The organism is Cupriavidus sp. SK-4 (assembly GCF_000611125.1).
In the GTDB taxonomy this organism is placed as follows: Bacteria; Pseudomonadota; Gammaproteobacteria; order Burkholderiales; family Burkholderiaceae; genus Cupriavidus; species Cupriavidus necator.
Map to the genome: position 1 here is coordinate 64,153 of NZ_JFJW01000154.1, position 13,592 is coordinate 77,744.

General features: G+C 69.5%; 12 protein-coding genes and 1 pseudogene. 7 read left to right on the plus strand and 6 right to left on the minus strand.

The genetic code is table 11. The annotated features are described in order from the left end of the window. Positions 1 to 126: 126 nt before the first annotated feature. Together CF68_RS30720 and CF68_RS30725 are read right to left on the minus strand one after the other, a co-directional pair. Positions 127 to 2,415 carry a sodium:proton antiporter gene (locus tag CF68_RS30720; protein WP_035826406.1) on the minus strand — a complete coding sequence of 763 codons (2,289 nt, stop codon included), beginning with the start codon at positions 2,413 to 2,415 and terminating at the stop codon, positions 127 to 129. Further along, positions 2,412 to 3,350, minus strand: a complete 939-nt coding sequence (locus tag CF68_RS30725) for a LysR family transcriptional regulator (protein WP_035826460.1) — start codon at positions 3,348 to 3,350, stop codon at positions 2,412 to 2,414. The genes CF68_RS30720 and CF68_RS30725 overlap by 4 nt, the downstream gene beginning before the upstream one ends. Before the next feature lie 137 nt (positions 3,351 to 3,487). Between CF68_RS30725 and CF68_RS30730 the strand changes: the two genes are divergently transcribed. Beyond that, on the plus strand, positions 3,488 to 4,456 hold the full coding sequence (locus tag CF68_RS30730; protein WP_035826407.1) for a 3-hydroxyacyl-CoA dehydrogenase family protein: 969 nt from the start codon (positions 3,488 to 3,490) through the stop codon (positions 4,454 to 4,456). Next, the gene (locus CF68_RS30735) at positions 4,453 to 5,334 is read left to right on the plus strand and encodes a 3-keto-5-aminohexanoate cleavage protein (protein ID WP_035826410.1); all 882 of its coding nucleotides are present in this window, start codon (positions 4,453 to 4,455) and stop codon (positions 5,332 to 5,334) included. Before CF68_RS30730 ends, CF68_RS30735 begins: the two co-directional genes overlap by 4 nt. Positions 5,335 to 5,356: 22 nt before the next feature. Here CF68_RS30735 and CF68_RS30740 read toward each other — a convergent pair whose 3' ends face one another. Then, positions 5,357 to 5,632, minus strand: coding sequence for a hypothetical protein (locus tag CF68_RS30740; RefSeq protein WP_035826412.1), 276 nt, complete (start codon positions 5,630 to 5,632; stop codon positions 5,357 to 5,359). 272 nt (positions 5,633 to 5,904) lie between these two features. Between CF68_RS30740 and CF68_RS30745 the strand changes: the two genes are divergently transcribed. Further along, positions 5,905 to 6,225, plus strand: a complete 321-nt coding sequence (locus tag CF68_RS30745) for an H-NS family nucleoid-associated regulatory protein (RefSeq protein ID WP_035826415.1) — start codon at positions 5,905 to 5,907, stop codon at positions 6,223 to 6,225. 99 nt (positions 6,226 to 6,324) lie between these two features. Here the strand turns inward: CF68_RS30745 and CF68_RS30750 are convergent, their stop codons facing one another. Further along, complete coding sequence (locus CF68_RS30750; protein WP_035826416.1) at positions 6,325 to 6,768, minus strand: hypothetical protein; 444 nt, start codon at positions 6,766 to 6,768, stop codon at positions 6,325 to 6,327. A 198-nt stretch (positions 6,769 to 6,966) separates the two neighbouring features. On the opposite strand from CF68_RS30750, the gene CF68_RS30755 reads away from it, so the two are divergent. The 4 genes from CF68_RS30755 (at position 6,967) to CF68_RS30770 (ending at position 12,107) form a co-directional block, all read left to right on the plus strand. Next, entirely contained in the window at positions 6,967 to 7,656 is a 690-nt protein-coding gene (locus CF68_RS30755; protein WP_035826418.1) for a heavy metal response regulator transcription factor, read from the plus strand. Further along, positions 7,653 to 9,110: a heavy metal sensor histidine kinase gene (locus CF68_RS30760; protein ID WP_035826419.1), complete on the plus strand. Its 1,458-nt coding sequence runs from the start codon at positions 7,653 to 7,655 to the stop codon at positions 9,108 to 9,110. Before CF68_RS30755 ends, CF68_RS30760 begins: the two co-directional genes overlap by 4 nt. 102 nt (positions 9,111 to 9,212) lie before the next feature. Continuing rightward, positions 9,213 to 9,623, plus strand: a complete 411-nt coding sequence (locus tag CF68_RS30765; RefSeq protein WP_035826422.1) for a VOC family protein — start codon at positions 9,213 to 9,215, stop codon at positions 9,621 to 9,623. A 378-nt stretch (positions 9,624 to 10,001) separates the two neighbouring features. Beyond that, positions 10,002 to 12,107 carry a heavy metal translocating P-type ATPase gene (locus tag CF68_RS30770; protein ID WP_235205948.1) on the plus strand — a complete coding sequence of 702 codons (2,106 nt, stop codon included), beginning with the start codon at positions 10,002 to 10,004 and terminating at the stop codon, positions 12,105 to 12,107. A 214-nt stretch (positions 12,108 to 12,321) separates the two neighbouring features. Here CF68_RS30770 and CF68_RS30775 read toward each other — a convergent pair whose 3' ends face one another. Next, on the minus strand, positions 12,322 to 13,218 hold the full coding sequence (locus tag CF68_RS30775) for a polysaccharide deacetylase family protein (RefSeq protein WP_035826426.1): 897 nt from the start codon (positions 13,216 to 13,218) through the stop codon (positions 12,322 to 12,324). A 13-nt stretch (positions 13,219 to 13,231) separates the two neighbouring features. Beyond that, positions 13,232 to 13,592, minus strand: a pseudogene (locus tag CF68_RS30780) (bifunctional UDP-4-keto-pentose/UDP-xylose synthase); the annotation flags it as partial.

The following is a 13,592-nucleotide window of genomic DNA, read 5'->3' on the forward strand; positions in this document are numbered from 1 at the left end:
CCCATCACCACAAGTCAGAACCCGCCTACGCCAGCTTCCGCCCTTGTCCTATCCCTTGCGCCCCGCGTGCTGCCTACATTGAAGCCAGGTTGCACCACCGCAAGGAGCCGACTCATGTCATTCGCGCTATACATTATCGGCCTGCTGGTCCTGGTTGCCGGCGTTGCCTGGGGCATGGAAACGGCTGGCCTCGCGCCGGTCTATATCGGTATTGCCTGCCTGATCGTGCTTGGCATCGGCATCATGGCGGCGGTCTCGCGTACCCGTACCAAGGACCCCTCCTGAGGGTTGCGGGCCTGGCGCCATGCCGGGCCCGCCCTTGTTTTCCGTGACGCCGCGCAGCGGCGGGCGCACCAGGTTGGCTTGCCAGGCCTGCTGGATCACCTGGGCGATCTGGTTGAACGCTTCCTTGGAAATCACGGCCTCCTCGCGCATGGTTTCCAGTGACAGCCGGCCCTTGCGCAACGCGAACAGCATCAGCAGCCGCCGTTCCAGCGCCACGGTGTAGTCGCCGAACTTGGCGCGCATCTCGGCCAGGCCCTCTTCGGCCGCCTTGGTGCGGTCTTCCAGCACGCCGTCGAGCACCGTTGCCATGCGCGCGCCGAACACCGGCGTGAGCATCGAGCGGTTATAGCGGCGCAGGCGGTCCAGCACGGTCTGGCGGCAGATCAGCAGTTCGAAGCGGTCGGCCAGTGCGCGCGCCAGGGGGCGGTCGAGCGACAGGCGGCGGTGCAGGAACAGCGCCACGCGGAAACCCAGGTGATAGTCGAGGATATGCCGTGCGGCACGGTTGTAGCCGATGCGGCCCCGTTCGCGCGCCGCGTCGATCATTTGCGAGGTGTTGCGCATCATCGCGTCCAGGTTGGCCACCGAGATCACGCCGTCGCCGTATTCGGGGATCAGCTCGCGCTCGCGCGTGGCCAGCGTGACCAGGCCGATGGTCAGGCGGTCGCGTTCGGACAGGGCGGTGTCAAAGTCGAACTCTGCCGAGCCCAGTTCAATGCCGTGCCGGTATTTCTGCGCGGCATCGCGCGCGGCGGCCGGAGGCAGGTCGAACGAGTCGGCCACGCGCGTCAGCATGGCTTCGACCTCCTCGGTGGAAAGGCGGATCGCCTGCTGCTGCAGCGCGCGTTCCTGCGGCGACAGCTGGCCCAGGCCCAACCGGTGGATCAGGCTGCGCAGCGTGGTGCCGTTGAGCAGCAGGCTCACCAGCACGAAGCCGGTGGCCAGGATGGCGACAAAATGGCGCGTTTCGTAGGGCAGTTGGTCGTTCTCGGCAATGCCCAGCGCCAGCACCAGCGTGACTGCGCCGCGCAGGCCGCCCCAGGCGATGGCCAGCTTGAAGGCGCCGTTGATCGGCGCGCTCAGGCGCAGCCAGGACAGCAGAGGCAGCAGGCCGAACAGCGTCACCAGGCGCGCGGCCAGTGCCGCGGCCACCAGTGCCAGCAGCAGCCAGCCGTGATGCGTGGTCACGCCCGCCAGCATGGAGGGCACGCGCACCGCGGCCAGCAGGAACACCACCGCCCCGGCGATGCTGGCGAACTGCTCCCAGATCATGCGCAGGTGGCGCCAGTTCGGCGGGTTCAGCCGCGTGGGCCCGAGCGCGCTGACCATCAGGCCGGCGCACACCACCGCCACCACGCCGGAGACCCCCAGCAGTTGTTCGGCCAGCAGGTAGAGCGGGTAGGGCAGAGCCAGCGTCAGCGCGCTCTCCGCCATGGCCAGGCCGGCCAGGCGGGGCAGCAGGTCCGACACCAGCCGCCCGGCCAGCGTGCCGCAGACCACGCCGCCAACGAAGGACCAGGCCAGCTCGCGCAGGCCCGCGGCCAGCGTTGCCTGCGCGCCGTGGCCGGTCAGCATCGCCACCAGCACGCCGACGATGGCGATGGCGGCGGCGTCGTTGAGCAGGCTTTCGCCCTCCACCAGCCGGATCAGCCTGGCCGGCGCGCCCACGTCGCGGAAGATCGCGATCACCGCGGCCGGGTCGGTGGTGGCCACCACCGCGCCCAGCAGCAGGCAGACCGCCAGCGGCATGCCGCTGGCCGCCGCCGTGGCGACGCCGATCATGCCGGTGGCTACCACTACGGCGACCACTGCCAGCAGCAGGATCGGAGCCGCGTCCGGCAGCATGCTGCGCACGTCGGCGGTCAGTGCCGCGTGGAACAGCAGCGGCGGCAGGAAGATCCACAGATAGGCCTCGGGCGGCAGCGCGGGGTCGATCAGCGGATGCAGGAAATGCCGGGCGAAGTCAGGGTGGGCCGCATCGATGGCGACGTAGCCCGCGCCGATGGCGATGCCGATGGCCGACAGCAGGGTGGACTCCGGCAACACCAGCCGCGCGGCGGCCACCTGTACCACGGCGACGATGGCCAGCAGAGCGCCGGCCAGGATCAGGATATCGACGATGATGCTCATGCGCCGGCCTCCGTGTCCGCCGTGTCTTGGACGGGCGGACTCGCCAGCTGCGCGCGCACCGCCGCCGCCAGTTCGGCGGCCGCCGGAGACAGGCTGCGGTTGCGCGAGGTCACCAGCCCGATCGAGCGCTCGGTCACCGGCGCGGTCAGCAGGCGCTCGACAATGCCGGGCTGGCGCACCGTGCCGGCCGCGATCTCGGGCAGCGCGGCCACGCCGAAGCCGCATTCGACCATGGCCGCGATGGTGGCCAGGCGCTCGGCCTCGAACACCGGCTGGAAGCGGATGCGGTTCTGCAGGAAGGCCCATTCCGCGTACTGGCGCACACTGCTCGGGTGCGTCATCGACACGTGCGGCGCGCTGGCGGTATCGGCCCAGCGCAGCGGCCCGGGGCTGCGCGCGAGCGGGTGCGCCGACGGGATCAGCAGCACGAAGCGGTCCGACAGCAGCGGCTCATATTGCAGGTCCGCCTGCTGCGGGTCGGCCGCGGTCAGCGCGAAATCCACGTCGCCGGCGCGCACCAGGTCGAAGGCCGGGCCGGAGAGGGTATCGAACACCTTCAGTGCCACTTCCGGGCGCGCCTGGTGATAGGCCATCAGCACGCGCGGCAGCATGCGCGCCGCCAGCGAGGGCAGCGCCGCCACCGCAACCTGGCCGCGCTCGGCGCTGGCAATGCCGGTCACGGCGTCGATGGCGCCGCGGAACGCCGCCTGCAGCAGCGCGGCCTGCTGCATGAAGACCTGGCCGGCCGCGGTCAGGCGCACGGTGCGGGTGGTGCGGTCGAACAGGCGCACGCCGAGGGATTCCTCGATGCGCAGGATCTGCGTGGACAGGGCGGATTGCGACAGGTGCAGCTGGCTGGCGGCCTGGCGGAAATTCAGCGTGCGGCCAAGCAACAGCATGGTTTCGATGTCGCGCATCGACAGGTTGATTTTCATGGGCGGCAGCGGGTCGGCGGTGTCTGGTGCCGGCCGGGTCATGCGATTGATCTGATTTGTGGATCATTTTATCCAGAAATTCGACTTCTTCAATCAAAGCAAGTTCTCTACACTGCCTGGATTCCTGGGAGAACCTCATGTCGAACCCGACCGCTCCGGTCATCCTGAGCCGTCCCGGCGCCGCGCACGCGGTGGTGGTGGGCGGTGGCACCATGGGTGCCGATGTTGCCGTGGTGCTGACCCGCGCGCTGTGCCGCGCCACCGTGGTCGAGCCCGATGCCGGCCGCGCCGGCGCCCTGCCCGGGCGCGTGCGTGGCAACCTGGCCGCGATCGGCCGTGAACAAGGTTCAGAGCGCCTGGCGGTGGCCGCGACGCTGGATGCGGTGGACTGGTCCACCATAGACCTGGTGATCGAGTGCATCCCGGAACAGCTGGACCTGAAGCAGGCGCTCTTTGCCGAGCTGGTGCGGCGCGCGCGGCCCGATACGGTGCTGGCCAGCAATAGCTCCAGCTTCCCGATCAGCGCCATCGGCGCGGGGCTCGACTCGCGTGCGCGCATGCTGGGCCTGCACTTCTTCATGCCGGCGCACCTGGTGCCGCTGGTGGAAGTAGTGATGGGCGATGACAGCGACGAGGCCTGTGCCGACGCGCTGATCGCCTTCATGCGCCGCTGTGCGATGGTGCCGGTCAAGGTGCGCAAGGACCTGCCGGGCTTTCTTGCCAACCGGCTGCAGCATGCGCTGTCGCGCGAGGCCTTCAGCCTGATCGACCGCGGCATTGCCTCGCCCGAGGATGTCGATGCGGCGGTGCGCTTCGGCTTCGGCTTCCGCTTCCTGGCGGCCGGACCGGTGCTGCAGCGCGACCACGCGGGCATCGACGTGCACGCGGCTGCCGGCGCCACCATGTACCCGACCTTCTGCAACGACGACCATCCGGCGCGCTGCCTGTCCGAGCGCGCTGCCGACGGCCGCCACGGCATGAAGCGCGGCGAAGGCTTCTACCACTGGACCCCCGAAACCATTGCCGCCGAGCGCGCACGCTATGACAGCCTGCTGCGCGCCGGCCTGGCGCTGATCGCGCCTGAACTGCCCGAGATCGAGCCATGAGCCAGACCCCGTCCCAAGCCCCCGTAGCCGCGGCCCGCGTGCCGCTGGCCGATGCGCCACTGATCGTCACCGTGGCGCCCAACGGCGCCTACAAGCGCGCCAGCGACCATCCGGCGGTGCCGCTGACCGCCGCGGCACTGGCCGCTGAAGCGCGCGCCTGCCTGGATGCCGGCGCAGCCATGATGCACATGCATGTGCGCGATGCCGAAGGCCGCCACTCCCTCGACGTGCAGGCCTACCGCGACGCGCTGGCCGCGGTGCAGCAGGCCGTGGGCGAAGCGTTGCTGGTGCAGGTGACGAGCGAGGCCGCGGGCGTCTACCAGGCCGCGGAGCAGATGGCGATGGTGCGTGAGCTGCGGCCCGAAGCCGTTTCGGTGGGCCTGCGCGAAGTGGCGGTGCCGGACATCCCGGACAGCGAACTGGCGGCGTTCTTCGCCTGGCTGGCGCGTGAGCGCGTGATGACGCAGGTGATCCTGTATGACGTGGCCGATGTGCGGCGCTGGCAGTCGATGCGCGAGCGCGGCATGGTGCCGCCGGGCGCATGGTCGGTGCTGTACGTGCTGGGACGCTATGCCGCCGGGCAGGTGTCGTCGCCGCACGACCTGCTGCCGTTCCTGCAGGCCGCGGGCGAGTCCGCCGACGCGTTGCCGTGGGCGATCTGCGCCTTCGGCCGCGAAGAGAATGCCTGCGTGACCGCGGCCGCCGCATTTGGCGGCCATGTGCGGGTGGGATTCGAGAACAACCTGCTGCTGCGCGACGGCAGCCGCGCACCCGGCAACCATGCGCTGGTGGCGCAGGCGGTGCAAGGCGGCCTGACGCTGGGCCGGCCGATTGCCGACACCGCCGATGCGCGCCGCATCTACGGCGAGGTGCGCTGAGGCGCTGCTCGGCCGGGTGCCGTCAGGCGCCGTCGCTGAAGCTGTCGCGCGGGCCGTTGGGGTTATGCGCGCCGTCGGTGAAGGTGCTGCGCGGGCCCGTTGCGGCGTTCGCACCGTCCGTGAACGCGCTGCGGGTGTCGATGAGGCTGCGGGCGCCGTCGCTGAACGGGCTGCGGGTGCCGGTGGCGCTGTGCGCCCCGTCGCTGAACGGATCGACGTTGCGCGGTGCAGCCTGCGCAGTGCCGACCACGGCTGCAATAAGGGTGGTGGCCACAAAGACTTGCCTGAGTGCTTGCATGAGTCGCTTCTCCGTAAGGGTGCCGGTCCGGGGTGGGCGGCGGTGAAGCAAGTCTAGGCAGCGCGTGCCCACACGAGCATGACCGGCACATGACATTGCTGTCACTCGGCAGCGGACGTGCGCGGCAAGCGCACGGCAATTGGCCGCGCGCTCATGAGGGAAACGCAGCAGCGTCGGCAAAGGCTGTAGAATCACGGCTATCCGACCGGCCTGCGGTTCCATCGCCGGTTTTTCATTGCCCGCGGAAATGCAGCGGGCCTCTCACGAGAGTCATGTCCGAGTCTGATTCAGCCAAACTCGCTGCGGTGGCGTGGATCCGCGAGCAAATGGACCGTCATGCCCTGACGTTCGACGATCTTGTCGCCGCCGGGTGCTTTGATCATGTTGCCATCGACGCCGGGCATGAGCCGGCGCCTGACGCCGCGCCAGCCGTGGCCGAGCCTATCCCGCAGGCCGCCCCCAAGGCTGCCGCTGCACGCCCGCTATACCGCAATGCGCTCGGCCAGAGCTGGGACGGGCAGGGCGAGTATCCGGACTGGCTGCAACGGGCCGTGAACGCCGGGCAGTCGATCGAATTCTTCCGCGTCGGATAAAGGGCGCAGGCGCGACAATTCGCCGCGCCTTGCCGGTGCCGACGGAATTCCGCAAAACAGAAAAGAAGCGATGCGGGCGCTGTGCCCGCTATGACGCGCTCAGCAGCGTGCGGGCAGCACTCGTTCCAGCGGCAGGATGTCGGTGAGTGCACCCGGCGTGGCCATTGGCGCCGCGTGCGCCCAATGCGCCAGCACCTCCGCAGGCAGTTCGCGCAGCACGCCGGACGCGGCCGATGGCTGCGTCTCCAGCGGCGTGGCGCCGTGGTCGGTCGCCTGCGGCGCATCGGCATCGTGCAGCTGCAGCGGATGGCCGCTGCCGGAAGGCTCGGCCATCACCTGGACCGCGCTGCCGCGGCAAGTGCCCGGGCCGGTGCCGTCCAACGCCGCTTCCGCCTCCATTTTTGCGGCCGCATGCCGTTCCGGCAGCGACAGCCCGGCTGCCTGTACCGCGCTGCACACCGTGACCGCTGCTGCCGCGGCACCGGAGACGGGCAGCGCAAGCATGGCGAGGGATAGCAGCAGGCAATTCGGCAGGCGTTTCATCGGCGGGGGGGCGGGCAGAATGGGGCAAGGGTGGCGCAAACCGGCATGACGCCGGGGGGATCGCGCATTTTACCGGGGTTTTCGCCTGCATTGCCCTGGCATGGCGATGACATTTGTGAAATCTTTGCCCATTGGCGGTCATCCTCGGCTAGCGTTACGCCATGGCGGCGCTGGTGCCGCCCGGAAAGTGATCGAATCATGCGTATCCTGATTGTCGAGGACGAACCCAAGGCGGGCGACTACCTGCACAAGGGCCTGACCGAATCCGGCTTCGTGGTGGACCTGGCGCGCGACGGCGCGGACGGCCTGGCCCATGCGCGCGAGCATCCCTACGACCTGATCGTGCTGGACGTGATGCTGCCCGGACTCGATGGCTGGCAGGTGCTGCGCGAGCTGCGCCGCGAGCGCGATACCCCGGTGCTGTTCCTGACCGCGCGCGACGAGCTGTCGGACCGCCTCAAGGGGCTGGAGCTCGGCGCCGACGACTATATGGTCAAGCCCTTTGCCTTTGCCGAGCTGGTGCTGCGCATCCGCACCATCCTGCGGCGCGGCCCGCTGCGCGAGAGCGAGTTCATCGAAGTGGCCGACCTGCAGATCGATGCCATCCGCCGCCGCGTGGTGCGCGCCGGCCAGAAGATCGACCTGACCTCCAAGGAGTTCGCACTGCTGTACCTGCTGGCGCGCCGGCGCGGCGAGGTGCTGTCGCGCTCGCTGATCGCCTCGCAGGTGTGGGACGTCAATTTCGACAGCAATACCAATGTGGTCGATGTGTCGATCCGGCGCCTGCGCGCCAAGGTGGACGATCCCTTCCCGCGCAAGCTGATCCACACGCGGCGTGGCATGGGCTACGTGCTGGACGACAGCGAGGACCGGGACCAGGACGCATGATGCGGCTGCCGTCTTCGCTTACCACGCGGCTGGCGCTGGCGTACGGGCTGGCCACGGCCGTGATTCTCGCCAGCGTGGCGGCCTACCTGTCCGGGGCGCTGTCGGCGCAGCTGGAGGGGCGCGATGAAAGCGAGCTGGTCGGCGAGGTGCTGCTGGTGCGCCACCTGCTGCGCGAGGTGCGCAGCGAGGCCGAGATCCGCGCCGATACCCACCGCTTTGCCGATATCGCGATGGGCCACGAGGGGCTGATCCTGGTGGTGCGCTCGCGCCAGGGCGAGCCGCTGGTCACGCTCAACCCGCGCAATGAATCGGTGCCGCCGCTGCGCGTGCTGCCGGCCACCACGCAGCCAGAAAAGAGCATGTTGCAGACCTGGTATCCCAAGAACGGCGTGCCCTCGCGCGGCATTGCGGCGTTGGGCCAGCTGGGGGATTCGGACAAGGCCGTGGAGATCGTGGTGCTGCGCGATGCCGGCCACCGCGTGGCGCTGATCCGAGACTACCGCCACCAGGTGCTGTGGGCCACGCTGTGCGGCGCTGCCGTGGCGGCGGGGCTGGGCTTCGTGCTGGCGCGGCGCGGGCTGCGGCCGCTGCGGCGCATGGCCGCCGATGCCGCCGCGGTCACCACCAGCCGCCTAGCCACGCGGCTTGACGTGGGCAGCGCGCCGGCCGAGCTGCGCGAGCTGGCGGCGGCCCTCAACGACATGCTGGCGCGGCTGCAGGACAGTTTCTCGCGGCTGTCCGAGTTCTCGGCGGACCTGGCGCATGATTTCCGCACGCCGATCAGCAACCTGATCGGCCAGACCCAGGTCACTCTGGCGCAGAGCCGCGGCGTGGCCGAGTATGAGGCGCTGCTCGAATCCAACCTGGAAGAGTATGAGCGCCTGGCGCGCATGATCGAGAACATGCTGTTCCTGGCGCGCGCCGACCATGCGCAGGTGGCGCTGGGCATCCGCACCCTGGACGCGCGCGAAGAACTGGACAAGATGGCCGAGTACTTCGAGGCCGTGGCCGCCGACCGCGAGGTCGCGCTGGCGGTGACCGGTACGGCAATGGTGCAGGCCGACCAGACGCTGCTGCGCCGCGCGGTCACCAACCTGCTCGACAATGCGCTGCGCCATGCGCCGGCCGGCAGCACGGTGCGGCTCGAGGTGGAGCGCGCCCCTGCGCCGGGCGGCGGCACGACCTGCATCCGCGTGACCAATGCCGGGCCGGCGATCCCGCCCGAGACGCTGCCGCATATCTTCGGGCGCTTCTACCGGGCCGATCCGTCGCGCCGCAACTCGGCGGCGTCGACCGGGCTGGGGCTGGCCATCGTCGACACCATCATGCGGCTGCATGGCGGCAGCGTGACGGTGCGCAGCCTTGAAGGCGAAACGATGTTCTCGCTGCAATTTCCCGCCGAGGCATTGGCCACTGCCGCGCCGCCTGCCCCGGCCCCCGCCGCGGTTTCCTGAATCCGGCCGGGCGCTTGCACCTGCCCGGCACGCGCGCATAATGGCGCGCGGGCGAACAGCCAATGCCATGCAGCCCGATCGACCATTCACAAGGAGAGCGACATGCAGGTGCAACCCTATCTGGATTTTGGCGGACGTTTCGATGAGGCCGTGGCCTTCTACGGCAAGGTGCTGGGCGCGCAGGTCACGTTCGCGATGCGCTACAAGGATGCCCCGCCGAGCCCCGGCATGGAGGTTCTCGATGACTGGAAGGACAAGGTGATGCACGCCAATATCCAGTTCGGCGAGAACCAGGTGATGGCTTCCGACGGCCGGCGCGGCGAGCGCCCGGCGTTCAGCGGCTTCAGCCTGTCGGTGGGGGCGGTCAGCAAGGACGAGGGCCAGCGCATCTTCGACGGCCTGAGCGAAGGCGGGCAGGTGGTGGTGCCGTACCAGAAGACCTTCTGGGCCGAAGGCTTCGGCATGCTGGTGGACCGCTTCGGCATGTCCTGGATGGTCAACTGCGAGCACTGACCCGCCGCTGCGGCATGGCGCCGCGGTCGCCGCCATGCCGCTTGACTCTGTAGTCGCTACAGGGTCTTCAATGTCATCAGGTTAAACCAGCGGGAACAACAAGATATGGCTCGCACGTCACCTGAGGACGCACTTCCTCAAGATCACGCTGCCCACGCGCATGATGGCGCCGCCCACCGGCATGGCGGGCATGATCACGACCATCGCCACCACGACCACGACCATGATCATCATGGGCATGGCCATGCCGAGGCCCGGCAAGCAGCGGCGGCTTCCGCCTGCTGTGGCGGCGGCTGCTCGTCCACGGTTGCGCTGACGCCCGCCGCACCGGTCGACATTCCCGCCGGCGCGCAGACCGCTGCATGGCGCATCGATGCGATGGACTGCCCGACCGAGGAAACGCTGATCCGCAGCAAGCTGGGCGGCATGGCGGGAGTGGCGGCGCTGGAGTTCAACCTGATCCAGCGAGTGCTGACGGTGCATCACACCTTGCCGTCGCCGGAGCCGGTGGCCAGGGCGATCGAGAGCCTGGGCATGCAGCCGGTGCCGCTGAGCACCGAGGCCGCGCAGCAAGTCCTGCCGCAAACCACGGCAAGCAAGCCCTGGTGGCCGCTGGCGCTGGCCGGCGTGGCCGCTCTGGGCGCCGAAGCTGCGGAATGGCTGGGCCTGGGCTTGCCGTGGCTGCCCGCCGTGCTGGCACTGGCGGCAGTGGCGCTGGGCGGGCTGACCACCTACCGCAAGGGCTGGATCGCGCTGCGCAATGGCAACCTGAACATCAATGCCCTGATGAGCATTGCCGTCACCGGCGCACTGCTGCTGCGCCAGTGGCCGGAAGCGGCCATGGTGATGGTGCTGTTCGCGCTGGCCGAGCGCATCGAGGCGGCCTCGCTGGACCGGGCGCGCAATGCGATCCGCGGCTTGATGGCGATGGCGCCGGAACAGGCCACGGTGCGGCGCGCCGATGGCAGCTGGGACACCGTGCCCGCCGCCGGCGTCGCCGTGGGCGCGCTGGTGCGGCTGCGGCCGGGCGAGCGCGTCGCACTCGACGGCAAGGTCGTGCGCGGCCAGTCGGCGCTGGACCAGGCGCCCATCACCGGCGAAAGCGTGCCGGTCGACAAGGCCGAGGGCGATGCGCTGTTCGCCGGCTCGATCAACCAGTCCGGCGAGCTGGAGTACACGGTGACGGCGCCTGCCAGCGATTCCACGCTGGCCCGCATCATCCACGCGGTCGAGGCCGCGCAGGGCAGCCGTGCGCCCACGCAGCGCTTTGTCGACCAGTTCGCGCGCATCTACACGCCCACGGTGTTCGCGATTGCGCTGGCGGTCGCGGTGGTGCCGCCGCTGGCCGTGGGCGGCGCCTGGGTCGACTGGATCTACAAGGCGCTGGTGCTGCTGGTGATCGCCTGCCCCTGCGCGCTGGTGATCTCCACGCCGGTGACCATCGTCAGCGGGCTGGCCGCGGCCGCGCGCCGCGGCATCCTGGTCAAGGGCGGGGTGTACCTGGAACAGGGCCGGCACCTGGCCTGGGTGGCGCTGGACAAGACCGGCACGATCACACACGGCAAGCCCGCGCAGACCAACCATGCGCTGCTGGCCGAGGACGCGCCGCAGGCTCGCGCCATTGCTGCCAGCCTGGCGGCGCGCTCGGACCACCCGGTTTCGCGCGCGGTGGCCACGGCGGCCGCGGCCGACGGGATCGGCACGCTGCCGGTGGACGACTTCGAGGCGCTGGCGGGGCGCGGCACGCGCGGCAAGGTGCAGGGCGTGGCGTACTGCCTGGGCAACCACCGCCTGGTGCATGAGATGGGCGCCTGCTCGCCGGCGCTGGAGGCGCGGCTCGAAGCGCTGGAGCGCGAGGGCAAGACCGTGGTGCTGCTGGCGCGCGTCGACGGCCACGGCGCCGCCACTGCGCTGGCGCTGTTCGCGGTGGCGGATACCGTGCGCGACACCAGCCGGCAGGCGATTGCCGAGCTGCATGAACTGGGCGTCAGGACGCTGATGCTGTCGGGCGACAATCCGCACACGGCGCAAGCCATTGCCGCGCAGGTCGGCATCGATGAGGCGCGCGGCAACCAGTTGCCGCAGGACAAGGCCGATGGCATTGCGGCGCTTGCCGGCGCCGCCCACGCGCGCGGCGGCCGCATCGGCATGGTGGGCGACGGCATCAACGACGCGCCGGCGCTGGCGCGCGCCGATATCGGCTTCGCCATGGGCGCAGCCGGCACCGACACCGCAATCGAGACGGCCGACGTGGCGCTGATGGACGATGACCTGCGCAAGATACCGGCCTTTGTGCGTCTGTCGCGCCGCACCTCAAGCATCCTCACGCAGAACATCGCGCTGGCGCTCGGCATCAAGGCCGTGTTCCTGGTGCTGACGGTGCTGGGGATGGGGACGATGTGGATGGCGGTGTTCGCCGATATGGGCGCTAGCCTGCTGGTGGTGTTCAACGGGCTGCGGGTGGGGGCGGAGCGGCGGGCCTAGGTTAGGCTACTGCGCCACGAAAACCCGCTCTGTTTGCTCCCCTCTCCCGCGTGCGGGAGAGGGGCAGGGGGTGAGGGTAGGCCCTGGCATACCAACAGGCATGACTTCGTCGACGCGCTCCCGCACCTTGCTTCGCTCCCCCACCCCCCCCCCCGAAGGGGGGGGAGGGAGCACCCAATGCGCAATTGGGAAATACAGTAGTCGGTTTTACACGTCAGCCCTGCGGCTGCACGATCAACTCGCCACTGCGCCCAGGGATCTCTCCCCACGTTACCGGCAACTCCGGCAATCCCTGCCGATCCAGCCCGCGATACCACGTCGCCATCGACACCAGCTCGTGCCCCTGCGCACGCCATCCCGCCAGCAGCCGCTCGAACACCGGCGCCAGCTTGCCGCCTTCCAGCTCGGTATGCAGCGTGAAGACATGGTCGCGCGTGCCTTCGGTCAGCTTCAGCAGCGCGGTGTGGACGTTGTCTTCGGTCAGGTCGTCGGTGCCGATCAGTTCATCCAGCGTCGGCAGCGTGGTCGGCATCTGCACGTGCCGGCAGGGCACGCCGTCGATGGTCGGAATATAAGGCGCGGTGCCGCGCCCATCCGACGCGTACGCCATGCCCCAGTCATCGATCTGGCGGAACGCATCCTCGTTCATCTGCCAGCCGGCTGCCCCATGCGTGGCCGGCGCTTCGCCGAAGACCTCGGTGTAGCGCGCGAACGCCTGCTGCATCTGCCGGCGCGTCCAGGCAGCATCGCGCTCGCGCACGTTGTCCTGCCAGTAGACGTGGTCCCAGGTGTGGATGCCGCACTCATGCCCGGCCGCGCGCGCCGCGCGCATCTCGGCGGCGCCCTTGCGGCCGATGTCCGGCCCCGGCAGCAGCACGCCATACATCAGCGTGCGCAGGCCATAGTTGGACACCACCGAGGTGCGCGACACCTTCTTCAGGAAGCCTGGCCGGAATACGCGCCGCAGCGCCCAGCCGGTATGGTCGGGGCCGAGGCTGAACAGGAAGGTTGCCTGCGCCTGCGCAGCCGCCAGCATCGACAGCAGCTTCGGCACGCCTTCGCGCGTGCCGCGCAGCGTGTCGACGTCGACCTTCAGGGCAATGCGTGCCATCTGCGGTGCGCGCTCAGTTGGCCGAATCGACCAGCGTGCGGGCCTCGACCACCTTGCCGCGGTACGCCTCGAAGATGCGGCGCAGCGCCGCTTCCATGCTGATCCCGGGCTTCCAGCCCAGCTCTTCGATGGTGTTGTCGATCTTGGGCACGCGATGCTGCACGTCCTGGTAGCCCTTGCCGTAGAAGTCGCCCGAGGAGGTCTCGATGATCTGCGTCTTGCGCGCCTCGTCAGCGTATTCCGGGTAGTCGGCGGCCATCTTCAGCATCATCTCGGCCAGCTCGCGCACCGAGTGGATATTGCCCGGGTTGCCGATGTTGTAGATCTTGCCGGTGGCGATGCGGTTGGGATTCTCGATGATGCGCATCAGCGCG

What these genes read in the sequence shown, in the direction of transcription:
- CF68_RS30720 (WP_035826406.1), bottom strand. Translation starts at nt 2,415, where the DNA reads ATGAGCATCATCGTCGATATCCTGATCCTGGCCGGCGCTCTGCTGGCC.
- CF68_RS30725 (WP_035826460.1), bottom strand. Translation starts at nt 3,350, where the DNA reads ATGAAAATCAACCTGTCGATGCGCGACATCGAAACCATGCTGTTGCTT.
- CF68_RS30730 (WP_035826407.1), top strand. Translation starts at nt 3,488, where the DNA reads ATGTCGAACCCGACCGCTCCGGTCATCCTGAGCCGTCCCGGCGCCGCG.
- CF68_RS30735 (WP_035826410.1), top strand. Translation starts at nt 4,453, where the DNA reads ATGAGCCAGACCCCGTCCCAAGCCCCCGTAGCCGCGGCCCGCGTGCCG.
- CF68_RS30740 (WP_035826412.1), bottom strand. Translation starts at nt 5,632, where the DNA reads ATGCAAGCACTCAGGCAAGTCTTTGTGGCCACCACCCTTATTGCAGCC.
- CF68_RS30745 (WP_035826415.1), top strand. Translation starts at nt 5,905, where the DNA reads ATGTCCGAGTCTGATTCAGCCAAACTCGCTGCGGTGGCGTGGATCCGC.
- CF68_RS30750 (WP_035826416.1), bottom strand. Translation starts at nt 6,768, where the DNA reads ATGAAACGCCTGCCGAATTGCCTGCTGCTATCCCTCGCCATGCTTGCG.
- CF68_RS30755 (WP_035826418.1), top strand. Translation starts at nt 6,967, where the DNA reads ATGCGTATCCTGATTGTCGAGGACGAACCCAAGGCGGGCGACTACCTG.
- CF68_RS30760 (WP_035826419.1), top strand. Translation starts at nt 7,653, where the DNA reads ATGATGCGGCTGCCGTCTTCGCTTACCACGCGGCTGGCGCTGGCGTAC.
- CF68_RS30765 (WP_035826422.1), top strand. Translation starts at nt 9,213, where the DNA reads ATGCAGGTGCAACCCTATCTGGATTTTGGCGGACGTTTCGATGAGGCC.
- CF68_RS30770 (WP_235205948.1), top strand. Translation starts at nt 10,002, where the DNA reads ATGGACTGCCCGACCGAGGAAACGCTGATCCGCAGCAAGCTGGGCGGC.
- CF68_RS30775 (WP_035826426.1), bottom strand. Translation starts at nt 13,218, where the DNA reads ATGGCACGCATTGCCCTGAAGGTCGACGTCGACACGCTGCGCGGCACG.